At 64.0% G+C, this 22,834-nt stretch carries 22 protein-coding genes and 1 riboswitch; of the genes, 8 read left to right on the top strand and 14 right to left on the bottom strand.

Features of this window, described 5'->3' with window-relative positions:
* Window positions 1-6: 6 nt before the first annotated feature.
* The 13 genes from nuoK to NKH16_RS27370 form a co-directional block, all read right to left on the bottom strand.
* A complete protein-coding gene (gene nuoK / locus NKH16_RS27310; RefSeq protein WP_023676620.1) occupies window positions 7-315 on the bottom strand; it encodes an NADH-quinone oxidoreductase subunit NuoK in 309 nt (102 codons plus the stop codon).
* A 1-nt stretch (window position 316) separates the two neighbouring features.
* Window positions 317-937, bottom strand: coding sequence for an NADH-quinone oxidoreductase subunit J (locus NKH16_RS27315; protein WP_023676621.1), 621 nt, complete (start codon window positions 935-937; stop codon window positions 317-319).
* 118 nt (window positions 938-1,055) lie between these two features.
* Window positions 1,056-1,547: an NADH-quinone oxidoreductase subunit NuoI gene (nuoI, locus tag NKH16_RS27320; protein WP_023676622.1), complete on the bottom strand. Its 492-nt coding sequence runs from the start codon at window positions 1,545-1,547 to the stop codon at window positions 1,056-1,058.
* Window positions 1,547-2,590, bottom strand: a complete 1,044-nt coding sequence (gene nuoH / locus NKH16_RS27325; protein ID WP_352450011.1) for an NADH-quinone oxidoreductase subunit NuoH — start codon at window positions 2,588-2,590, stop codon at window positions 1,547-1,549. The genes nuoI and nuoH overlap by 1 nt, the downstream gene beginning before the upstream one ends.
* 2 nt (window positions 2,591-2,592) lie before the next feature.
* Window positions 2,593-4,674, bottom strand: a complete 2,082-nt coding sequence (nuoG, locus tag NKH16_RS27330) for an NADH-quinone oxidoreductase subunit NuoG (RefSeq protein ID WP_023676624.1) — start codon at window positions 4,672-4,674, stop codon at window positions 2,593-2,595.
* Window positions 4,675-4,748: 74 nt separating this feature from the next.
* Window positions 4,749-5,444 (bottom strand): helix-hairpin-helix domain-containing protein, encoded by a 696-nt coding sequence (locus NKH16_RS27335; RefSeq protein ID WP_352450013.1) that lies wholly within the window; start codon window positions 5,442-5,444, stop codon window positions 4,749-4,751.
* 78 nt (window positions 5,445-5,522) lie between these two features.
* The gene (nuoF, locus tag NKH16_RS27340) at window positions 5,523-6,827 is read right to left on the bottom strand and encodes an NADH-quinone oxidoreductase subunit NuoF (protein WP_352742344.1); all 1,305 of its coding nucleotides are present in this window, start codon (window positions 6,825-6,827) and stop codon (window positions 5,523-5,525) included.
* 10 nt (window positions 6,828-6,837) lie between these two features.
* On the bottom strand, window positions 6,838-7,899 hold the full coding sequence (nuoE, locus tag NKH16_RS27345; RefSeq protein WP_352742346.1) for an NADH-quinone oxidoreductase subunit NuoE: 1,062 nt from the start codon (window positions 7,897-7,899) through the stop codon (window positions 6,838-6,840).
* 434 nt (window positions 7,900-8,333) lie between these two features.
* Window positions 8,334-9,524, bottom strand: coding sequence for an NADH-quinone oxidoreductase subunit D (locus NKH16_RS27350; RefSeq protein ID WP_352450015.1), 1,191 nt, complete (start codon window positions 9,522-9,524; stop codon window positions 8,334-8,336).
* Entirely contained in the window at window positions 9,525-10,127 is a 603-nt protein-coding gene (locus NKH16_RS27355) for an NADH-quinone oxidoreductase subunit C (RefSeq protein ID WP_352617419.1), read from the bottom strand. It abuts the gene before it with no gap.
* Complete coding sequence (locus tag NKH16_RS27360) at window positions 10,124-10,663, bottom strand: hypothetical protein (protein ID WP_352450017.1); 540 nt, start codon at window positions 10,661-10,663, stop codon at window positions 10,124-10,126. Before NKH16_RS27360 ends, NKH16_RS27355 begins: the two co-directional genes overlap by 4 nt.
* A gap of 6 nt (window positions 10,664-10,669) precedes the next feature.
* Window positions 10,670-11,251 (bottom strand): NuoB/complex I 20 kDa subunit family protein, encoded by a 582-nt coding sequence (locus NKH16_RS27365; protein ID WP_352742348.1) that lies wholly within the window; start codon window positions 11,249-11,251, stop codon window positions 10,670-10,672.
* Window positions 11,242-11,607: an NADH-quinone oxidoreductase subunit A gene (locus NKH16_RS27370; protein WP_023798850.1), complete on the bottom strand. Its 366-nt coding sequence runs from the start codon at window positions 11,605-11,607 to the stop codon at window positions 11,242-11,244. The genes NKH16_RS27365 and NKH16_RS27370 overlap by 10 nt, the downstream gene beginning before the upstream one ends.
* 335 nt (window positions 11,608-11,942) lie before the next feature.
* Between NKH16_RS27370 and NKH16_RS27375 the strand changes: the two genes are divergently transcribed.
* The 8 genes from NKH16_RS27375 to NKH16_RS27410 all read left to right on the top strand — a co-directional run bounded on the left by NKH16_RS27375 (window position 11,943) and on the right by NKH16_RS27410 (window position 22,087).
* Window positions 11,943-13,142, top strand: a complete 1,200-nt coding sequence (locus NKH16_RS27375) for a winged helix-turn-helix domain-containing protein (protein WP_352450018.1) — start codon at window positions 11,943-11,945, stop codon at window positions 13,140-13,142.
* A 29-nt stretch (window positions 13,143-13,171) separates the two neighbouring features.
* Window positions 13,172-13,375, top strand: a riboswitch (cobalamin riboswitch).
* Between the two features lie 38 nt (window positions 13,376-13,413).
* On the top strand, window positions 13,414-13,848 hold the full coding sequence (locus NKH16_RS27380) for a DUF1636 family protein (protein ID WP_352699360.1): 435 nt from the start codon (window positions 13,414-13,416) through the stop codon (window positions 13,846-13,848).
* Window positions 13,845-14,885, top strand: coding sequence for a cobalamin biosynthesis protein CobW (gene cobW, locus NKH16_RS27385; RefSeq protein WP_352742351.1), 1,041 nt, complete (start codon window positions 13,845-13,847; stop codon window positions 14,883-14,885). Before NKH16_RS27380 ends, cobW begins: the two co-directional genes overlap by 4 nt.
* An 18-nt stretch (window positions 14,886-14,903) precedes the next feature.
* Window positions 14,904-18,440 carry a cobaltochelatase subunit CobN gene (gene cobN, locus NKH16_RS27390; protein ID WP_352820939.1) on the top strand — a complete coding sequence of 1,179 codons (3,537 nt, stop codon included), beginning with the start codon at window positions 14,904-14,906 and terminating at the stop codon, window positions 18,438-18,440.
* A complete protein-coding gene (gene cobG / locus NKH16_RS27395) occupies window positions 18,437-19,927 on the top strand; it encodes a precorrin-3B synthase (protein ID WP_352742355.1) in 1,491 nt (496 codons plus the stop codon). Before cobN ends, cobG begins: the two co-directional genes overlap by 4 nt.
* On the top strand, window positions 19,924-20,571 hold the full coding sequence (locus NKH16_RS27400) for a precorrin-8X methylmutase (protein ID WP_502894830.1): 648 nt from the start codon (window positions 19,924-19,926) through the stop codon (window positions 20,569-20,571). The genes cobG and NKH16_RS27400 overlap by 4 nt, the downstream gene beginning before the upstream one ends.
* Window positions 20,568-21,326 carry a precorrin-2 C(20)-methyltransferase gene (locus NKH16_RS27405; protein WP_352875218.1) on the top strand — a complete coding sequence of 253 codons (759 nt, stop codon included), beginning with the start codon at window positions 20,568-20,570 and terminating at the stop codon, window positions 21,324-21,326. The genes NKH16_RS27400 and NKH16_RS27405 overlap by 4 nt, the downstream gene beginning before the upstream one ends.
* The gene (locus tag NKH16_RS27410) at window positions 21,323-22,087 is read left to right on the top strand and encodes a precorrin-3B C(17)-methyltransferase (RefSeq protein WP_352742359.1); all 765 of its coding nucleotides are present in this window, start codon (window positions 21,323-21,325) and stop codon (window positions 22,085-22,087) included. Before NKH16_RS27405 ends, NKH16_RS27410 begins: the two co-directional genes overlap by 4 nt.
* Here the strand turns inward: NKH16_RS27410 and NKH16_RS27415 are convergent.
* Window positions 22,051-22,833, bottom strand: coding sequence for a cobalt-precorrin-6A reductase (locus tag NKH16_RS27415; RefSeq protein ID WP_352902796.1), 783 nt, complete (start codon window positions 22,831-22,833; stop codon window positions 22,051-22,053). The genes NKH16_RS27410 and NKH16_RS27415 overlap by 37 nt on opposite strands.
* Window position 22,834 lies beyond the last annotated feature (1 nt).

The raw sequence follows: 22,834 nt of genomic DNA on the forward strand, positions 1-22,834 counted from the left end.
GTTCCGTCAACCCTTCATCATGTTCACGTCTTCGACCGCGATCGAGCCGCGGTTGCGGAAGAAGACGACGAGAATGGCAAGGCCGATCGCCGCTTCGGCCGCCGCGACCGTCAGCACGAACAGTGCGAACACCTGGCCGACCAAATCGCCGAGCGCCGCCGAAAAGGCGACGAAATTGATGTTGACCGCAAGCAGGATCAGCTCGATCGACATCAGGATGACGATGACGTTCCTGCGGTTCAGGAAGATGCCGAACACGCCGAGCGTGAACAGGATCGCCGATACGGTCAGGTAGTGCGCGATGCCGACGACCATCTCAGACTCCTTCGCCCGTCTTGACCTTGCGGATTTCCACTCCGGTTGCTGCCGTGCGGCCGACCTGGGCGGCGATCGACTGCCGCTTGACGCCCGGCTTATGGCGCAGCGTCAGCACGATGGCGCCGATCATGGCGACCAGCAGCACCAGCCCCGCCACCTGGAAGTAATAGAGGTAATCCGTATAGAGGATGTCGCCGAGCGCTGCCGTGTTCGAGCGCGCGGCCAGGTCCGGAATGGGTTTCGCGACCGTCGCCGCCAGTTTCGGCGCGAATGTATAGCCGCCGAGCACGACGATCAGCTCCGCCGCCAGGATCAGCCCGACCAGCGCGCCGATCGGTGCATATTGCAGGGCGCCTTCCTTCATTTCGGCGAAGTCAACGTCGAGCATCATGACGACAAACAGGAACAGCACCAGCACCGCGCCGACATAGACGACGAGCAGGATCATCGCCAGGAACTCGGCGCCGGTCAGCATGAACAGGCCGGCGGCGTTGAAGAAGGTCAGGATCAGGAACAGCACCGAATGCACGGGATTGCGCGCCGAAATGACCATGAACGCCGATGCCACCGCGACAAAGGCGAAGAGGTAGAAAAAGGCCGCCTCTAGTCCACTCAGCATGGGTTCCCCCGGGTTTCCTGTCAGAACAGGACGTTCGTCCTGTTTTTTGCCACCGCCTCCGGTCGGCAAGTTGCGTGTTCCTTAAACGAGGCCCCTCGCCCCGTCCATGCGTCAAATATCAGCGGTAAGGCGCATCCAGCGAGATGTTGCGCGCCAGTTCACGCTCCCAGCGGTCGCCATTGGCCAGGAGCCGGTCCTTGTCGTAATACAGCTCCTCGCGCGTTTCCGTCGCGAATTCGAAATTCGGCCCCTCGACAATGGCGTCGACCGGGCAGGCTTCCTGGCAGAAGCCGCAGTAAATGCATTTCACCATATCGATGTCGTAGCGCACGGTGCGCCGCGTGCCGTCATTGCGGCGTGGGCCGGCTTCGATGGTGATGGCCTGTGCCGGGCAGATCGCCTCGCACAATTTGCAGGCGATGCAGCGTTCCTCGCCGTTCGGATAACGACGCAGCGCATGTTCGCCACGGAAGCGCGGGCTGACCGGCCCCTTTTCATGCGGATAGTTGATCGTCTCCTTCGGCGCGAAGAACTGGCGCATCGACAGGAAGAAAGCGCTGACGAAATCCTGCAAAAGCAGTGACTTGGCGGCCTGGGATAATGCTGACATCAGGCAAACCCGGTGAGTTTGAGGAAAGCGGCGGTAGCGACCACCATGAACAGCGAGATCGGCAGGAAGACCTTCCAGCCGAGCCGCATCAGCTGGTCGTAGCGGTAGCGCGGCACGAACGCCTTCACCATGGAGAACATGAAGAACACCAGGCAGACCTTGAGTACGAACCAGATCAGCCCCGGCACCCAGGTGAACGGCGCGAAGTTGAAGGGCGGCAGCCAGCCGCCAAGGAACAGGATGGTGGCCAGCGCGCACATCAGGACGACGGCGACATATTCGCCGAGGAAGAACAACAGGAACGGCGTCGAGGAATATTCGACCATATGGCCGGCGACGAGTTCCGATTCGGCTTCCACAAGATCGAAGGGCGGCCGGTTGGTCTCGGCCAACGCCGAGATGAAGAAGACGATGAACATCGGGAACAGCGACAGCCAATGCCAGTCGAGGAAGGTGTTGGGCAGGCCGAGCCGCGTGCCCAGCCCGTCCTGTTGCGACAAGACGATGTCGGACAGGTTGAGCGAGCCGACGCAAAGCAGCACGGTGACGATGACGAAACCGATCGAGACTTCGTAGGACACCATCTGCGCCGCCGAGCGCAGCGCGCCAAGGAACGGGTATTTCGAATTGGAGGCCCAGCCGCCCATGATGACGCCATAGACCTCGAGCGAGGAGATGGCGAAGACATAGAGGATGCCGACATTGACGTTGGCGATCGCCCAGCCCTCATTGACCGGGATAACCGCCCAGGCAGAGATCGCCAGCACCGCCGACACCAAAGGCGCCAGCAGGAAAACGCCCTTGTTGGCGCCGGACGGGATGACCGGCTCCTTGAAGACGAATTTCAGCAGATCGGCGAAGGCCTGCAGCGTGCCCCATGGGCCAACGACATTCGGGCCTCGGCGCAATTGCACCGCCGCCCAGATCTTGCGGTCGGCGTAAAGCACATAGGCGACGAAGATCAACAGAACGACGATCAGCACGACCGACTTCAAAAGGATCAGCAGCGCCGGCAGCACGTAGAAGGAGAAGAAGGTGTCCATGTCTACTCCGCCGCCTGCCTGAAGCCGTTCTTCGCCAAAGCCGAGCACTCGGCCATCACCGCGGAAGCCCGCGCGATCGGGTTGGTCAGGTAGAAATCCTTGACTGGCGAGGTGAAGGTGCCTTTGTTCAGCCGCCCGCCGAGCTTGGCAACCCTGGCGATGTCGGCCGGGTCGCCGGCCGCGACATGGTCGATGCGGGCAAGATGCGGGTATTCCGCATAGAGCTTTGCGCGTAGCTGCGGCAGCGAATCGAAAGGTAGCTTCTTGCCGAGCACATCCGACAGTGCCCGAAGGATCGCCCAGTCCTCGCGCGCCTCGCCGGGCGCGAAGCCGGCCCGGTTGGTCTGCTGCACGCGGCCTTCGGTGTTGACGAAGGTGCCCGACTTCTCGGTATAGGCGGCACCCGGCAGGATGACGTTGGCGCGGTGTGCGCCCTTGTCGCCATGCGTGCCGATATAGACGACGAAAGCGCCGCCGGTCTTGGCCATATCGATTTCGTCGGCGCCGAGCAGGAACAGCACATCGGTCTCGCCCAGCATGCCGGCGACGTTCCTGCCGCCCTCGCCCGGCACAAACCCGACATCGAGGCCGCCGACGCGTGCCGCGGCGGTGTGCAGCACGGCAAAGCCGTTCCAGTCGGCCCTGGCAGCGTTGACGGCGACGGCGAGCTTCGCCGCTTGGCCGAGCACGGCCGCCCCGTCCGGACGCGCCAGCGCACCCTGTCCGACGATGATCAGCGGATGCGTCGCCTTCTTCAGCAGCTGGAAGAACTTGCCGTTACCGTCGGCCAGATCCTTCAGCGATTCCGGCCCGGCGCCGAGCTGCTCATAATCATAGCGCGTATCGCCGACATCGCCGATGACGCCGACCGGCAGATTGCCGGCCCGCCAGCGCTTGCGGATGCGGGCGTTGAGCAAGGATGCCTCGAAGCGCGGATTGGCGCCGATGATCAGCACCGCATCGGCCTGTTCGATGCCTTCGATGGTCGGGTTGAACACATAGCTCGCCCGGCCGAGCGACGGATCGAGTGCGGCGCCGTCCTGGCGGCAGTCGGTGTTCTTCGAGCCGAGCGAAGCCATCAGAAGCTTCAGCGCGTAGATCTCCTCGACGGCTGCGAGATCGCCGGCAATGGCACCGATCTTTTCGGGTGCCGCATTCGACACCGCTTCCTTGATCGCGGCAAAAGCCTCGGCCCAGCTTGCCGGGGCCAGTCTGCCGTCCTTGCGCACATAGGGGCGGTCGAGGCGCTGCGTGCGCAGACCATCCCAGATGAAGCGGGTCTTGTCGGAAATCCACTCCTCGTTCACCGCCTCGTTGGTACGCGGCAGGATGCGCATCACTTCGCGGCCTCGGCTATCGACGCGGATCGCCGAGCCGACGGCGTCCATCACGTCGATGGATTCGGTCTTGGTCAGTTCCCACGGCCGTGCCTGGAAGGCGTAGGGTTTGGAGGTCAGCGCACCGACCGGGCAAAGGTCGATGACATTGCCCTGCAGTTCCGAAGTCATCGCGCTTTCGAGATAGGTGGTGATCTCGGCATCCTCGCCGCGGCCGATCAGGCCGAGCTCGGATATGCCCGCAATCTCGGTGGTGAAGCGGACGCAGCGCGTGCAATGGATGCAGCGGTTCATGATCGTCTTGACCAGCGGCCCGATATACTTGTCTTCGACCGCCCGCTTGTTCTCGTGGTACCGCGAGGAATCGACTCCGAACGCCATCGCCTGGTCCTGCAGGTCGCACTCGCCGCCCTGGTCGCAGATCGGGCAGTCCAGCGGATGGTTGATCAGCAGGAATTCCATCACGCCTTCGCGCGCCTTCTTGACCATCGGCGTGTTGGTGAAGATTTCCGGCGGCTCGCCGTTCGGGCCGGGGCGCAGGTCGCGCACGCCCATGGCGCAGGACGCCTGCGGCTTGGGCGGGCCGCCTTTCACCTCAATCAGGCACATACGGCAATTGCCGGCGATCGACAGCCGCTCGTGGAAGCAGAAGCGCGGCACTTCCGCGCCGGCGTCCTCGGCCGCCTGCAGCAGCGTGTAATGGTCGGGTACAGTGATCTCTTTCCCGTCGACCTTGAGCTTTGCCATTTCGCCTCAAACCCCTGCGGACGTTCCGCAATCTTTCCTTCCGGGCGCAGCCGAGACCGCGCACGATATTGAATTCACTTTTTGGCCCCGGCCAACGCGGCCGCCTGACCGATCCAGCCGTCACGGCCGATGCGGCCCTTCAACGACAGGTAATCTTCGACCCAGGCGATCTCTTGCGGCGTCCACGCGGCGATCTGGGCGTATGTCCAGATGCCAAGGCCGTTCAGCACCTTTTCCAGTTTCGGCCCGATGCCCGATATCGCCTTGAGGTCAGCCGGCTCGGCTGGCCGATCCATCGGCTTAGGCTGCTTGAAATCCTCCGGCATCAGGCCGGCCGACGCATCCGCTGCAACGGTGCTGGCATTCGCCAAGCTCCGCGCCGCAGTGCTCGTCGCAATGTCGGTCACATCGTTGGCGAAGGACTGCGCCTCGGCAATCAGGGTTTTGGTCGCCGCGCGTGCCTTGGTCGAGGAGCTTTTGCCGGTCGCGGAAACGCGTTCCGTTCGCGCCTCGAAATCCTCGGCGACCGGCTGCCAAAGCCGCTGCGAGGACTCGGCCGCGCCTGAAAGCACGCCCATCCAGATACCAAAGGCGTGGTTGGCAAGGCCGATGCCGAGTGCCGTCATCGCCGCCGCGCCCGCGACAGGATGCGCCAGGAGATTGACGGCATTGGCCATCTCCTTCGGCATCATCCTGGTCAGATCCTGGTTCATCTTCAACAACGGGTCCATATCGGGCGTAAAATCGTCGGGTGTCGAAAACAGCGACATAGGTGGTCTCCTGGTCGTTTCCGTCTGCCCCGCGCTCGTTTCCTCGTGTCGGACATTCGTCCGCATTTTTGAATTCTTCTATTCCGCCGCCGCCAGCACCGGTTCGGCACGGTGCGCGTTGCGCGAAAACTCGTCGATGCGCCGCTCCACCTCGCCGCGGAAATGCCGCATCAGGCCCTGGATCGGCCATGCTGCCGCATCGCCCAGCGCACAGATCGTGTGGCCCTCGACCTGCTTCGTCACGTCGAGCAGCATGTCGATCTCGCGCTTCTGCGCCTCACCGCGCACCAGCCGTTCCATCACCCGCCACATCCAGCCGGTGCCCTCACGGCAAGGCGTGCACTGGCCGCAGCTCTCGTGCTTGTAGAAATAGGACAGCCGCGCGATCGCTTTCACGATATCGGTCGATTTGTCCATGACGATGACAGCCGCCGTGCCGAGGCCCGATTTCAGGTCGCGCAGCGCGTCGAAATCCATCGGCGCGTCAATGATCTGCTCGGCCGGCACCAGCGGCACCGAGGCGCCGCCCGGAATGACCGCCAGCAGATTGTCCCAGCCGCCGCGAATGCCGCCGCAATGCGTCTCGATCAGTTCGCGGAACGGGATCGACATCGCCTCTTCGACGGTGCACGGATTGTTGACGTGGCCGGAGATGCAGAACAGCTTGGTGCCGACATTGTTGGGCCGGCCGAAGGACGAGAACCAGGCGGCACCGCGGCGCAGGATGGTCGGCGCCACCGCGATGGACTCGACATTGTTGACTGTCGTCGGGCAGCCATAGAGGCCGACATTTGCCGGAAATGGCGGCTTCAGCCGCGGCTGGCCCTTCTTGCCCTCGAGGCTTTCGAGCAGCGCCGTTTCCTCGCCGCAGATATAGGCGCCGGCGCCATGGTGCATGTAGATGTCGAAATCGTAGCCGGAGGTGTTGTTCTTACCGATCAGCTTGGCCGCATAGGCCTCGTCGATGGCGCGCTGCAGCGCCTCGCGCTCGCGGATAAACTCGCCGCGCACATAGATGTAGGCGGCGACCGCGCCCATGGCGAAGCCGGCAAGCAGGCAGCCTTCGACCAGCGTATGCGGGTCATGGCGCAGTATGTCGCGGTCCTTGCAGGTGCCGGGCTCGGATTCGTCGGCATTGACGACGAGATAGCTCGGCCGGCCGTCGCTTTGCTTGGGCATGAACGACCATTTGAGCCCGGTCGGGAAACCGGCGCCGCCGCGGCCGCGCAGGCCCGATGCCTTCATCTCGTTGACGATCCACTCGCGCCCCTTGGCAACGATGCCGGGCGTGTTGTCCCAGGCGCCGCGCGCCATGGCACCGGCCAGCGACTTGTCGAAGCGGCCGTAGATGTTGTTGAAGATGCGGTTTCTGTCCTGAAGCATTGCTCGTTCCTCAGACCGGCTTCTTGCCGGTCGGCCGGCTCCTGTTTCCGGGCGACGGCTTGGCCGCCTTGGCGGCAGCCTTCGCCGGTTTGACCTTGGCCTCCGGCGCTTTGAAAGCAGACGCCGGCTCGGCCTTGTTCTTGGGGCCCTTGCGCTGTTTCGAGACGTCCTCGACCTGCGGTTCGGCCTTGTTGGCATTGGCGGCCGAATGCAGAGGCGCTGCGACGCTCGCCGCCCTTTCCGCCGCGGGCGCGACTTTCGTCGCCGACGGCGATTTCAGCGCCGGGTTGGTCTCGACCGCGTCGGTCTTCGGCTTGCTGGCATTCGAGGGCGCAACCGGCGCCGGCGCGGCAGGAGCAGCTGGCGGAACTGATGCTGCGACGGCAGCCGCCGGCTCTGCATCCTTGGTGGCCTTGGTCGCCGCCCTGGTTTCCCGGTCGCGGGTCGCCTTGAGGATCGCCTTTTCGCTCTTGAGGGTCGTCAGGCCACTGGCCGGCTCAGAGGTGATGCGGCCGTTTTGCGGTCCTGGCGTCACCGAAGCACCTTTGCCGGCGTCATAGAGGTCGATGATCTCGGCAAGCCGCTCCGGCGTCAAATCCTCATAGGTGTCCTTGAATATCATCACCATCGGTGCGTTGACGCAGGCGCCGAGGCATTCGACCTCCTCCCACGACAGCGTGCCCTTGTCATTGGTGTGGAACTGGTCGTGATGGATTTTCGAGCGGCACACATCCATCAGCGCTTCCGAGCCGCGCAGCATGCAGGGCGTGGTGCCGCAGACCTGGATATGAGCGCGGGTGCCGACCGGATTGAGCTGGTATTGCGTATAGAAGGTGGCGACTTCCAGCCCACGGATATAGGGCATGTCGAGCATGTCGGAGATCGTCTCGATCGCCGCCTTGGTCACCCAGCCTTCCTGTTCCTGCGCCAGCATCAGCAAGGGAATGATGGCGGACTGCTCGCGCCCCTTCGGATATTTCTTGATCCACTGCTTCGCCGCCGCCGCATTCGCCCGGTTGAAGGCGAAGGAGGCTGGCTGGAGGCTGGCTTCTGCGAGACGGCGGACTGACATTACGATTTCGCTTCTATGTTTCTACTGGTTAGAGTTGTAGGCGCGATAGCAATCCTCGGATCGCCCCAAAACGCATACGAACTCTTCATTTCCACGCTTCAGGCGGATGTATCCGTCATAGCGGCTATACACCCAAGCTATTGGCTTGCAACGATATTCTTCGGGGATCAATGACGCTACGAGGTTGTCATGAACCGCGCAGTTGGACGATGTCGACGGCCGGCCATGGACAAGAATGCCCTCATCCATTGCTGGGGTCTGGGTGCTCAAGCGACGGACTGTAAGCAGATCGCCTTCTGCAATAAGCTTGAACCCCTCTTTGAGAAGATCGGTCGACGAGAGACCCTCACCGGACCCAGCAAGCGACATTTCAGCGGAAGCCGCAAGGCATGCCGCGGCCAGAAACGCCTTTGACGGTCGAGCCATTCCCATCATCACCGATCGACCTCACCAAACACGATGTCGAGTGAACCCAACACGGCGGTGACGTCGGCCAACATGTGGCCGCGACACAAAAAGTCCATGGCCTGGAGATGCGCGAAGCCGGGCGCGCGCAGCTTGCAGCGATAGGGCTTGTTGGTGCCGTCGGAGACGAGATAGACGCCGAACTCGCCCTTCGGCGCCTCGACCGCCGCATAGACCTCGCCGGCCGGCACGCGGTAGCCTTCGGTGTAGAGCTTGAAATGATGGATCAGCGCTTCCATCGAGCGCTTCATCGCCGCGCGCTTCGGCGGCACCACCTTGCCGTCAAGGTTGGACACCGGCCCGCTGCCCTCCTTACCGAGCAACAGATCGACGCACTGGCGCATGATTTTCGCCGACTGCCGCATCTCTTCCATGCGCACCAGATAGCGGTCGAAACAGTCACCGTTCTTGCCGATCGGAATGTCGAAATCCATCTCGGCATAGCATTCGTAGGGCTGCGATTTGCGCAGGTCCCACGGCGCGCCCGAGCCGCGCACCATGACGCCGGAAAAACCCCAGGCCCAGGCGTCGGCCAGAGACACCGTCGCGATGTCGACATTGCGCTGCTTGAAGATGCGGTTGCCGGTCAAGAGTGAGTCGAGGTCGTCGACCGATTTCAGGAATGGGTCGATCCACTTGCCGATGTCCTCGATCAGCTTCTGCGGCAGATCCTGATGCACGCCGCCGGGGCGGAAATAGGCCGCGTGCATGCGCGAACCCGAGGCGCGCTCGTAGAACACCATCAGCTTTTCGCGCTCGACGAAGCCCCACAGCGGCGGCGTCAGCGCGCCGACATCCATCGCCTGCGTCGTCACATTGAGGATGTGCGACATGATGCGGCCGATTTCCGAATAGAGCACTCGGATCAACTGGCCGCGCTTTGGCACCTCGATGCCGAGCAGACGCTCGGCGGCAAGCGCAAAGGCATGCTCCTGGTTCATCGGCGCGCAATAATCGAGCCGGTCGAGATAGGGCACGGCCTGCAGATAAGTCTTGGCCTCGATCAGCTTTTCCGTGCCGCGGTGCAACAGCCCGATATGCGGGTCAACGCGATCGACGACTTCGCCGTCAAGCTCCAGCACCAGGCGCAAAACGCCGTGCGCCGCTGGATGTTGCGGGCCAAAATTGATGTTGAAGTTGCGAACGGAGGTTTCAGCCATTTACTGCTTTGCCTTTTCATCCCCCGGAAGCACGTAATCCGTACCTTCCCACGGAGACAGAAAATCGAAATTGCGGAATTCCTGCTTGAGCTCCACTGGCTCGTAGATGACGCGCTTGGCTTCGTCGTCGTAACGCACCTCGACGAAGCCGGTCAGCGGAAAGTCCTTGCGCAGCGGATGGCCTTCAAAGCCGTAATCGGTCAGAATCCGCCGCAGATCGGGATGGCCTGAAAACAGCACGCCATAGAGATCATAGGTCTCGCGCTCGAACCAGTCGGCGCCGGGATAAATCCCGGTGATTGACGGCACCAGCGTCTCTTCGTCGGCCTGGACCTTGATTCGGATGCGGATATTCTGTCTCGGCGACAGCAAATGATAGACGACGTCGAAGCGCTTCGCCCGCGATGGATAATCGGCGCCGCAGACGTCGATGATCGAAATGAACTGGCATTTCGGGTCGTCGCGCAGGAAGGTCACCACCTCGATCAGGTCGCGCGGCTCGACCGAGATGGTGAGTTCGCCATAGGCGAACACCGCCTCGCCGATCCGGCCGATCAGCTTCTCGCCGAGATAGGTCGAGAGGTCATTCAACGCCTGGGTCATGACAACCTCGCCAACCAGCCCAGAACCTTGCGCGAGTCTTCTGGATCTTTTTCACCAAACCAGCCGCTCTCCCTGGCGGCGTCAATAGTCAAAAAAACCTGGCATTCATCATCGTCACCCGGCTCGCCAAAAAACAGCTTTCCGACAAACTGCCGGGTTTCCAGATGCGCAGGGTCGCCATTTAGAGCAACGCATTCCACAAACAGCTTTTCGGTAGTTGCTCCCTGGCCCGACGCGGCAGAGGAAAGCTTGGCCGACATTTCACCAATCAGATTCTTGGTTCGATCGCCAAGCGAACGCAGTCTTACGTCGCCATGATAAAAGATAATTCGTGGGTCGCTTGTCGGCTCGGCTTCCCAATCATTCAATCGGATGTCGATACCGACACCAGCAGCACCAAATTTCGTGTCTGTTGAGAGCGCAGAAGAATAAAACGTCGAACCGGAGTCCGTTTTTACAAATCGCTGTTCAGACGTTCTGAACATCAAATCCAGCCAAGGTTCAGGGTTGCCATAAATGATCCGATCTTCATCCATGGCGATTTACCGCTCGATCGTGCCGGTGCGGCGGATCTTCTTCTGCAGCAGAAGGATGCCGTAAAGCAGCGCTTCAGCGCTCGGCGGGCAGCCGGGCACGTAGATGTCGACCGGCACGATGCGGTCGCAGCCGCGCACCACCGAATAGGAATAATGATAATAGCCGCCGCCATTGGCGCAGGAGCCCATCGAGATGACGTAGCGCGGCTCCGGCATCTGATCGTAGACCTTGCGCAGCGCCGGCGCCATCTTGTTGGTCAGCGTGCCGGCGACGATCATGATGTCGGACTGGCGCGGGGACGCGCGCGGCGCGACACCGAACCTCTCCGAGTCATAGCGCGGCATCGAAGTATGGATCATCTCGACGGCGCAGCAGGCGAGACCGAAGGTCATGAACATCAACGAGCCGCTGCGCGCCCAGGTGATCAGCGCCTCGGTCGAGGTGACGAGAAAGCCCTTGTCGGCGAGCTCGTTGTTGATCTCCAGGAAGAATGGATCGTCGGACCCGACCGTCCTGCCGGTGTTGGGGTCGATGAGGCCCTTGGGCTTCGGCGCGACGAGCGTGCCGGAACTGTCGTTCAATCCCATTCCAGCGCTCCTTTTTTCCATTCATAGGCAAAGCCGATGGTCAGCACCGCCAAAAACACCATCATCGACCAGAAACCGAGCATGCCGATCTGGCTGAACGACACCGCCCACGGAAACAGGAAGGCCACCTCCAGATCGAAGATGATGAACAGGATCGACACCAGGTAGAAGCGGATGTCGAATTTCATGCGGGCGTCGTCGAACGAGTTGAAGCCGCACTCATAGGCCGAAAGCTTTTCCGGATCGGGGTTGCGATAGGCCACCAGGAAGGGTGCGGCGAGCAGCGCCAGTCCGACGACCAGCGCCACGCCGATGAACAGGACGATGGGCAGGTACGAACTCAACAATGCGTTCATTCTGCAGCTTTCCGTTGCGGCCAATCCACTCTGATTACAGCACCGGACCCACTTGCGGAAGCGTGACAGTTTAACCACTGAACCGTTTTAAGGGGGCTCTATGCTGCAACGCGGCGAGGGTTAGCGCAGCGCTTTCGACGAAGCAAGTCAAACCTTGTTCAAATCGCGGTGCTGGACGGCATATCCGGGAAAACTGGTCCGATCCGCTCCTGTTTGATTTCCTTCACTTTTTACTCCACTTTTCTCTCCTGACATGGATGCCGCCAAAACCCTGCTAGCATGGCACGGAATCGCAGGTCATTTTCTCTGTCCAAAATCGTCCGGATGCCGCCTTCATGAAGGAAAAAATCTCGCTTGCCATGGCCCGCCGCATTGCGCTGGCGGCACAGGGATTCAATGACCCGCGCCCCACCGGCACGCCTGACCGCCGGCATCTGGCCCGCGTGCTTGCCCGTACCGGCCTGCTGCAGATCGATTCCGTCAGCGCCGTGGTGCGCGCCCACTATATGCCGCTTTATTCGCGGCTTGGCCCTTACAAGCTGGCGTTGCTCGACAACGCCGCCGTCACGCGCAAGCGCATGGTCTTCGAGTATTGGGCGCATGAAGCCTCGTTCTTGCCGGTCGAGACCTATCCGCTGATGCGCTGGCGCATGCAGCGGGCCGAACGCGGCGACGAAATGTACAGCGGACTGGCCAAATGGGGCCGCGAGCACGCCGCCTATATCGAAGACATCTATCGCGAGGTCGCCGAACGAGGCCCGATCGCGGCGTCGGCTTTCGAAGGCCAGAAGGGTTCGGGCGGCTGGTGGGGCTGGAGCCATGCCAAGCATGCCTTCGAGTGGCTGTTCTGGGCCGGCCGCATCACCACGGCGCATCGCCGCGGCTTCGAGCGGTTCTACGATCTGCCGGAGCGCGTGCTGCCGCCGGCGGTACTCGCGCTACCGGTTCCCTGTCCCGAGGATGCTCACCGCGAATTGCTGCGCATCTCGGCCCGCGCCCACGGCATCGCCACGGCAGGCGACCTGCGCGACTATTTCCGCCTCTCGCCCGCCGACATCAAGGGCCGCATCGAGGAGTTGGTCGAGGCCGGCGACCTGTTGCCGGTGAGCGTCGAAGGCTGGAGCAAAACAGCCTATCTCCACAACGACGCCCGTTTGCCGCGCAGGATCGAGGCGCGCGCCTTGCTCGCGCCGTTCGATCCCGTCGTCTTCGAGCGGTCGCGCACCGAGCGCTTGTTCGACTTCCACTACCGCATCGAGATCTACACGCCGGCCGAAAAGCGCCGGTATGGCTATTATGTGCTGCCATTCCTGCTCGGCGACAGCATCGTCGGGCGCGTCGACCTCAGGGCCGACCGTCCGGCCGGCGTATTGCGCGTCCATGCCGCCTATGCGGAGCCCGGCGCCCCGCCACAAACCGCTGCCGAGCTTTTCGAAGAATTGAAGCAGATGCAGGGCTGGCTCGGCCTGGAACGCATCGAGGTGACCGCTGCCGGCGACCTCGGCCGGCCGCTCGCGGATATCGCCGCGGCATAGACGTGCGTTGACACGACTGCCTCCACAAGCCTAAATCCGTTCCAGACGGTCCCCTGCCCGCAACGGCAGGGGCCAAGAGGGAATGCGGTGCGAAATCTCGATTTCAAATCCGCGGCTGTCCCCGCAACTGTAAGCGACGAGCCTCGGCCGAAAACCACTGGGATATTCCCGGGAAGGCGGCACCCAGGCGATGACCCGCGAGCCAGGAGACCTGCCGTCTAGGACATAAGAATCCGATCGCCTGGCGGGTTTTCCGGGCAAGGAGCCTGATTTGGAACGCGACAGCAGTTTTCCGGCTGAGACAGCGGATTTATTGTCCGGCCATGGTGATTCCCCGGCCGGCGTTACCGTCATCGTCTGCTCGTCCTGCCGTGACGAGACCGGTTCGGACGCTCATCCGCGCGCCGGCGAACTGCTCGCAGAGGACACGCGCCGCGCCGCTTCCAGCGAAAACATCAAAATCCGCACCGTCGAATGCCTCGGCAATTGCAAGCGCCGGCTCAGCGCGGCCATGCTGCGCGACGGCTGCTGGAGCTACGTCTTCGGTGATCTGACCACGACCAGCGGCGCCGATCTCGTCACCGGGGCAAAGCTGTTCGCCACCTCGACGGATGGGCTCATTCCATGGCGCGGCCGTCCCGATTGCCTAAAGCGCGGCCTCGTTGCCCGCATCCCTCCCCTTGACCTTCTGAAGGACTTGATATGACCGCTGCCTCCCTTTCGCGCGTTCCCTGCACCGTGGTCACCGGATTTCTCGGCGCCGGCAAGACGACATTGATCCGCCATTTGCTCGAAAACGCCAAAGGCAAGCGGCTGGCCATCATCGTCAACGAGTTCGGCGACATCGGCATCGACGGCGAGATCCTGAAGGGCTGCGCCATCGACACCTGCCCCGAGGAAAACATCGTCGAGCTGGCCAATGGTTGCATCTGCTGCACCGTCGCCGATGATTTCGTCCCGGCGCTGGACCAGATCCTGTCGCTGACGCCGAGGGTCGACCACATCCTGATCGAGACATCCGGCCTCGCTTTGCCCAAGCCGCTGGTCCAGGCCTTCCAGTGGCCGTCGGTGAAAAGCCGCGTGACGGTGGACGGCGTCATTGCCGTGGTCGACGGACCGGCGCTGGCTGATGGCCGCGTAGCCAACGACATGGACGCCCTGCAGGCGCAGCGCGCGCAGGACGAGACGCTCGACCATGACGATCCGGTCGAGGAAGTGTTCGAAGACCAGCTCGCCTGCGCCGACCTGATCATCCTGTCGAAGAGCGACCTGATGGACGCAGCCGGCGCGGCCCGTGCCAATGCCGTCATCGGCAAGCACGTTGCGCGGGCGGTGAAGATCGTACCGACTTCGCAAGGCAAGGTCGACCCGTCGGTGCTGCTCGGCCTCGGCCTCGCCGTCGAGGACGACATCGAGAACCGCAAGACCCACCACGACGACGAGCTCGACCACGAACATGACGATTTTGACTCGTTCGTCATCGACATCGCGTCCGTGTCCAACCCGGACGAGCTCGCACAACGGGTCGCCACGGCGGCGGAGGAAGAAAACGTGTTGCGCGTCAAGGGTTTCGTCGAAGTCGGCGGCAAGCCGATGCGGCTCCTGCTGCAGGCCGTCGGTCCGCGCGTCAACCACTATTACGACCGCGCCTGGACCGCTGAAGACGACCGCCGCTCGCGCCTAGTCGTCATCGGCCTGAAAGGGCTGAACCGCCCGGCCATCGAGCGTATCCTCGCCGGCTGACCCCAGGTACGAGCCGCGATGCACATCCTCACCACCACATCCGCCTCGCTCGACGATCTCGCCGAGCCTGTCGATCTCAGGCAAACGCCTGCGGATGTCGTGGCGCTGTCCTTCACCGACAGCGACCTGGCCGGGCTGGCGGCGGCGTGGAAGGCAGATGCGCACCGCCTGCCGTCGATGCGGCTCGCCGCCTTGCGCGACCTGCGCCATCCGATGTCCGTCGACCTGTGGATTGACAGTGTCGCCCGCCACGCCAAGGTCATTCTGGTCCGCATCCTCGGCGGCTACGAGTGGTGGCGCTATGGCTGCGACCAGCTCGCCGTTATCGCGCGAAATCGCGGTATCAAGCTGGCGCTGCTGCCGGGCGAGAGCCACGACGAGGATTTGCGGCTGATCGAAGGCTCGACGCTGCCGCGCGAGGAGTTGGACGGCCTGCTTGGCTATTTCCGCGAGGGTGGACCGGCGAATATGACGGCGCTGGTGCAGAGGCTGGCAAGTCTCGCTGGATCGGGTGCGGCGGTAGCCGAACCTGTTAGCGTGCCAAAGGCGGGATTTTACGAGCCGGGACTGGGGGTCGTAGAACGCGGCGTCCCCCTCCCCCTCGAGGGGAGGGTCCGGCCGCAGGCCGGGGGTGGGGTCCTCTCCGAAGCGCGCCTACACAAAACGTCGCGCACTGCCGTGACGACCCCACCCGGCCCTGCGGGCCACCCTCCCCTCGAGGGGGAGGGGGACGTCGTGCCAATTCTCTTCTACCGTTCGATGCTGCTCGCGGCCGATGTCGCGCCCATCGACGCGCTTTTCGAAGCCCTGCGCCACCGCGGCATGGCTCCCGTGCCTATGTTCGTCTCCAGCCTCAAGGACCCGGCGTCGCTCGCCTTTGTCGAAACCGCGCTCGCAACCCTGAAGCCTGCCGCCATCATCACTGCGACGGCTTTCGCCTCGGGTGCCGAGCCCGGTGTCGAAACCCTGTTCGACCGCGCCGGCGTGCCGGTGTTCCAGGTCATCGTCGCGACCACCCGCCGCGACATCTGGCAAACCAATCAGCGCGGCCTGGCGCCCGCCGACCTTGCCATGCATGTCGTCCTGCCCGAGCTCGACGGCCGCATCCTGGCCGGCGCCATTTCATTCAAGGGCGAAAGCGAAACCGACCCGGCGCTGGCCTTCCGCGCCTTCGCCAACCGGCCTGAGCCCGACCGCGTGGCGCAAGTGGCGAACCGTGTCGAGGCCTTCGTGCGCCTGCAGCGGACGCCGCGTGCGGAGCGCAAGCTCGCCATCCTGATCCCCGACTATCCGAGCGCCCCCGGTCGCACCGGCTACGCGGTTGGTCTCGACGTGCCGTCCAGCGTGCTGGCAATGCTGCACGACCTCAGCGAACAGGGCTACGCCGTTGAAAGGATTCCGCAAACGCCGCGCGAGTTGCTGGAGGTGCTCGAGCGTGGAGGTGAAGGGTTGGGGTTTGAGGACTATCTCGGGTACTCGGCGGAATTGCCTGCTGAAGCGATAGCTGCCGTGACGGCCGCATGGGGGAATGCGGCAGATGAGACAAGTTTGTGCGAGGCACCCCCCTCTGTCCTGCCGGAGATGTCCGGCAGGACAGAGGGGGGTGTTCAAGCGCCTGCCGCCGCAAAATTCGCCTTCCGCGCAGCCACCTTCGGCAACGTCACCGTGGCACTCGCACCTGACCGCGGGCGCTCAGCCGACCGCCGCGCCGACTATCACGACCCGACGCTGCCGCCGCGCCATGCGCTGGTCGCCTTTGGCCTCTGGCTGCGCAAGTCGCTCGGCATCCATGCAATTGTCCATGTCGGCGCCCACGGCACGCTGGAGTGGCTGCCCGGCAAGACCGTGGCGCTCAGCGAAAACTGCTTTCCCGAGATAGTCACCGGTCTCCTGCCCGTAATCTATCCCTTCATCGTCTCCAACCCGGGAGAGGCAGCGCAGGCCAAGCGGCGCATTGCCGCCGTCACGCTCGGCCATCTGCCGCCGCCGCTGACCGGCGCCGGGCTGGACGAAAACCAGCACAGACTTGAACGACTGGTTGACGAATATGCCCAGGCCGACGGGCTCGACCGCCGCCGCCGCGACCGCCTGGCGAAGCTGATCGTCGAGACGGCGGAAAAGACCGGCCTCGCCTCAGAGGCAGGCGTCGCCAGGACCGACGCAGCCGACGAGGCTTTGCGCCGGATCGACGCCTGGCTCTGCGATCTCAAGGATTTCGCCATCAAGGACGGCCTGCACATTTACGGCCGCTCGCCGGAAGGCGAGGCTGATCCGGTACGGCGGCAAAGTGCGGCAGCTGAAAAAACCGCGCTGCTTGCCGCCCTCGACGGCCGCCACGTCGCTGCCGGTCCGGCCGGTGCGCCGGCGCGTGGCCGGAGCGATGTTCTGCCGACCGGCCGCAATTTGTTCACCGCCGACCCACGCACCATGCCGACGCCGACCGCCTATGATCTGGGCAAGGTGGCAGCGGAAGAAGTGGTCCGCAGCTACATGCAATCGCATGGCGACTGGCCGCGCTCGCTGGTCATCGACCTGTGGGGCTCGGCCTCGCTGCGCACCGGCGGTGAGGAGATCGCGCAAGGCCTGGCGCTGATGGGCTGCCGGCCGCAATGGGATTCCGCCACCGGCCGCATCACCGGCATAGACGTGCTGCCGCCGGCAACACTCGGCCGTCCGCGCATCGATGTCACCTGGCGCATATCGGGCCTGTTCCGCGACATGTTCCCGACCCAGATCGCGCTGATCGACGCCGCGGCCAACGCGGTGGCGACCCGCGATGAGGACGATTCGGAAAACCCGCTCGCCGCCAGGACCCGCATCGACGGCAAGATCAGCCCGCGCATTTTCGGCACCTCGCCGGGCACTTACGGCGCGGGCGTCGAGGACTTGTTGTCGAGCGGCGACTGGGCCGCGCGCGAAGAGATCGGCCGCACCTATCTCGCCGCCACCTCGCACGCCTATGGCGGCTCCGAGGGCAAAGGCATTTCGGCGCCCGGCGCGTTCGAGGATCGCCTCGCCGAGGCCGACCTTCTGGTTCATACCGGCGACGACCCCGGCCGCGACATCCTCGAAGGCTCGGCCGACGTCGCCTTCATCGGCGGCTTTTCGGCAGCACTTGCCGCGCTCGGCAAAAACGCCGACGTGATCGTGCTCGACACCACGGACCCGCAAAGACCGAAGCCGCGCTCGATCAGTGAGGCCGTGTCGCGCGTCGTGCGGGCACGCGCCGTCAATCCGCGCTTCATCGCCGGCCAGATGCGTCATGGCCCGCGCGGCGCCTCGGAATTCGCCGAGACGGTCGACCGGCTTGTCGGCTTTGCCGAGACTACCCATGCCATATCGGGCACGCTTATCGAGGCCGTGCACGACGCCTATCTCGGCGACCCCGTGGTCCGCGCCTTCATCCTGCGCGAAAACCCTTCAGCCGCAAAAGTCATCGCCGAGCGTTTTCTCTCGGCACGGCGGCGCGGGCTCTGGCATCCGCTGCGCAATTCCATCGATGACGATCTCGCCGCACTGATTGCCGAAGCGCAAGCTCTGGGAGTGGCGGCATGAACGCTTTCTCGCGCCGTGACGCCTGCCCTGCCTTGTCCGCGCCGATGCAGACCGGCGACGGGCTGCTGGTGCGGCTCAATCCGGTCGCTGGAGGACTGTTGCCGAAATCGTTGATCGGACTCTGCGAATCCGCCTTGCGCCATGGCAACGGCATCATGGAAGTGACCGCCCGCGGCAGCCTGCAGATCCGCGGCCTGACGCCGGCAAGCGCGCGGCTGCTGGCAATGGAGGTCGACGCGCTCGGCATCGCCGTGCGCACAGGCGTGCCGGTCGAGACTGGCCCGCTAGCGGGCATCGATCCGCAGGAGATCGCCGATCCGCGACCGCTGACAGAGCGGATCAGGGTGGCGATTGAAGAGGCTGGTCTAACGGCAAGGCTCGGTCCGAAGGTTTCGGTCGTTGTCGATGGCGGCGGGCAACTGACGATGGATGCGGTAGTGGCCGATGTACGACTGGCTGCGATCAGAACCGACGCGGGCGTCCGCTGGCGGATAGCTGTTGCTGGCGACGGGCAGAATGTCAGGCCTCTCGCCATGATCGAGAAAGATGCTGCCCGTGATATCGCCGTCGCGATTCTCAGGATGGTCGCCGAAAAAGGCCGCGAAGCTCATGCAAGGGATTTGACGGAACGGCAGCGTAGATCACTCGCAAGCTGGCATTCCTTCGCGCCCCCCTCTGTCCTGCCGGACATCTGCCCCTCTAGGGGGGAGATCGGCAGTTCCGCCGACGGCCGTCCTTCTGCTGCCTCGGTATTCGGCGCGACTTCGGCGATTAGCGAAGGCGGAGACCAAGGTGCAATCTCCCCCCTAGAGGGGGAGATGTCCGGCAGGACAGAGGGGGGCGCCGTAGAGCGCCATCGCCCGCCCATTGGTATCTTCAACCTGAGTAACGGCCACGCTCTCGGCATCGGCCTGCCCTACGGCAGCATGCCCGCAGATAAACTCACCGGCCTCGCGCAGAGTGCCCTCACTCTTGGCACAGTCGAAATCCGCCTGGCCCCGAGGCGGGGCCTGCTTCTCCTCGGTCAGCCGGCAGCCGCCAACCAGCCCCTTCAAAACACCGCCGCTACCCTCGGCTTTGTCACCGACGCAGCCGATCCGCGCACCAGGATCGCCACCTGCCCCGGCGCACCCGCCTGCGCCTCCGGCCGCATCGCCACCCGCGACATCGCCGAGATCATCGCTACAGAAAACCGCGACATCCTCGATTCCTCCTTAACGCTGCACATCTCCGGCTGCGCCAAGGGCTGCGCCCATCCCGGTCCGGCGGCGCTGACCCTGGTCGGTGGCGAAAACGGAGCCGGACTTGTCGTGGACGGGACGGCAAAGGCATTGCCCGCCGGATACAGGCCGGGCTACGACGCCGCGCACAGCATCGGCCGCATTGCAGCGGCGATCCGCAGCGCACGACATTCCGGCGAAACTGCTGTCGCCTGCCTGGCAAGGCTCGGCGCGCCCGGCATCACCGAAATCTATCGACAGGAATGAGCATGCCCGCCCAGAACGCCTACGACTACATCCATGATGGCACGGCGATCTACGAGCGCTCCTTCGCCATTATCCGCGCCGAGGCCGACCTGTCGCGCTTTTCCGAAGCCGAGGCCGAAATCGCTATCCGCATGATCCACGCCTGCGGCCAGGTCGAGGCAGCGCGACATTTCGTTTTCTCGAGCGATTTCGTCGCCGCTGCGCGCACGGCGCTGGGCGCCGGTGCGCCGATCTTCTGCGACGCGCAGATGGTCTCGCACGGCGTCACGCGCGCCCGGCTGCCGGCCGGCAACGAGGTGATCTGCACGCTGCGCGATCCGCGGACCGCCGACATCGCGAAAAAGATCGGCAACACCCGCTCGGCCGCGGCGATCGACCTGTGGGGCGAGCGCATGGCTGGTTCGGTCGTCGCCATCGGCAATGCGCCGACAGCCCTTTTCTATCTGCTGGAGAAGCTGCGCGACGGCGCCCCGAAGCCGGCGGCGATCATCGGCATGCCGGTCGGGTTTGTCGGTGCCGCCGAATCAAAGGATGCGCTGGCCGAAAATTCCTATGGCGTGCCTTACGCCATCGTGCGCGGCCGGCTGGGCGGCAGCGCCATGACCGCCGCCGCACTCAACGCTCTGGCGAGGCCGGGCCTATGAATGCGATCGCAAAAGGTCGGCTGGTCGGCGTCGGCACCGGTCCTGGCGACCCGGAACTTTTGACGCTGAAGGCAGTGCGTGCTCTGGCCGAGGCCGATGTCGTTGCGCATTTCGCCAAGCGCGGCAACAACAGCAATGCGCGCGCCATTGTCGGCGCGCATTTTCGCCCTGATCTGATCGAACTGCCGCTGCTCTACCCGGTGACGACCGAGATCGACAAGGACAACAGCGATTACCGGTCGCAGATAACGGATTTCTACGAGCAGTCGGCCGAAAAGGTCGCCGAGCACCTCAGCGCCGGCAGGATGGTCGCTGTGCTTTCGGAAGGCGACCCGCTTTTCTACGGCTCCTACATGCATCTTCATGTCCGGCTGGCGCACCGCTTTCCGAGCGAAGTCATTCCCGGCGTCACCGCCATGTCCGGCTGCTGGTCGGCGACCGGCCTGCCTATCGTCCAGGGCGACGACGTGCTGACGGTGCTGCCGGGCACCATGAGCGAATTCGAGCTGACGCGTCGCCTCGCCGATACCGACGCTGCGGTGATCATGAAGGTCGGCCGTAACCTGCCCAAGATCAGGCGCGCGCTGGAGGCAACCGACAAGCTGGCGCGGGCCATCTATGTCGAGCGCGGCACCATGCCGGGCGGCGTCTCGATGCGGCTGGCCGATAAAAAGGACGACCAGGCGCCTTATTTCGCCATCGTGCTGGTGGCCGGCTGGTCGGGCCGGCCAAGCGCATTGAAAGCCGAAGCATGAGCGGCCGCCTCACTGTCATCGGCCTCGGGCCAGGCAACGCCGACCAGGTGACGCCGGAGGCAAGCCGCGCCGTTGCCGAGGCAAAATTCTTCTACGGCTACAAGCCCTATCTCGACCGGCTCGATCTGCGCCCCGACCAGATTCGCGTCGCTTCCGACAATCGCGAGGAACTCGCGCGCTCCAGGGACGCGCTGCTCAAGGCTGCGGAAGGCCACGATGTCGCCGTCGTGTCGGGCGGCGATCCCGGCGTCTTCGCCATGGCCGCGGCCGTCTGCGAGGCGATAGAGGCGGGCCCACCCGAATGGCGCGCGGTCGACATCGCCATCGTGCCCGGTATCACCGCCATGCTTGCCGTCGCCGCCCGCATCGGCGCGCCGCTCGGCCATGATTTCTGCGCCATCTCGCTGTCCGACAATCTGAAGCCGTGGGACCTGATCGAGCTACGCCTGCTGGCCGCGGCCGGCGCCGGCTTCGTAATCGCGCTCTACAACCCGATCAGTAAGGCGCGCCCATGGCAGCTAGGCCGCGCCTTCGAATGCCTTGCTGCGATCCTGCCCGGCACCACGCCGGTGATCTTCGGCCGTGCCGCCGGCCGTCCCGACGAGCGCATCGAGGTTTTTCTGCTGGCCGACGCCGATGCCGCGAAGGCCGACATGTCGACCTGCATCATCATCGGCTCGCCGGAAACCAGGATCATCAAGCGGGGTGACAAGGCCGCGCTGGTCTACACGCCGCGTTCGGCAGCAGGCCCAAGAACATGACCGACCAGAAAATGATCGACCATCTCGGCAAGAGATTCGACGGTCTCAGCCGACGTGACGTCCGGCAGCGCCGGCCTGCGGATCATCACCACCTCGATTCCCAGCGCTCGCGCCGCCGCGATCTTGCCGTAGGTCGCCTCCCCGCCGCTGTTTTTGGAAACAACGACTTCGATGTGGTGTTGCAGAAGCAGTGCATGTTCGTCGACTTCCCGAAACGGCCCGCGCGCCAAGAGATAGGTCGCGTCGGGCACAGCGAGCCTGGGCTCGACCGGGTCGACACTGCGGATGAGATAATGATGCTGGGGAGCGGCCTTGAAGGCAGCGACCTCCTGTCGCCCGAGCGCCAGGAACACGCGGCGCGGCACCGATCCCAAAGCCGTCACCGCGCTGGCAACGGTGTCGACCAACATCCAGCGATCACCTTCGACCGCCTCCCATCCGGGACGCCTGAGCGCAACGATAGGCACGCCGGTCATGCGCGCTGCTTCCGCCGCATTGGCGGAGATTCGCGCCGCATAGGGATGCGTGGCGTCGATCAGCAGGTCGATCTTGTTCTGGCGGAGATACGCCGCCAGCCCGCCGGCACCGCCGAAGCCGCCGACCCGCACCGGCACCCCCTGCGCGGCCGGGTTTTCGGTGCGGCCGGCCAGCGACAGCATGACCGAAATATCCGCGCGCGGGGTCAGCTTTCCGGCCAATTGCCGGGCTTCGGTGGTTCCGCCGAGGATCAGAATGCGGTGGGTCATC

Origin of the sequence: Mesorhizobium sp. M1307, from assembly GCF_040318155.1 — a bacterium.
GTDB lineage: Bacteria > Pseudomonadota > Alphaproteobacteria > Rhizobiales > Rhizobiaceae > Mesorhizobium.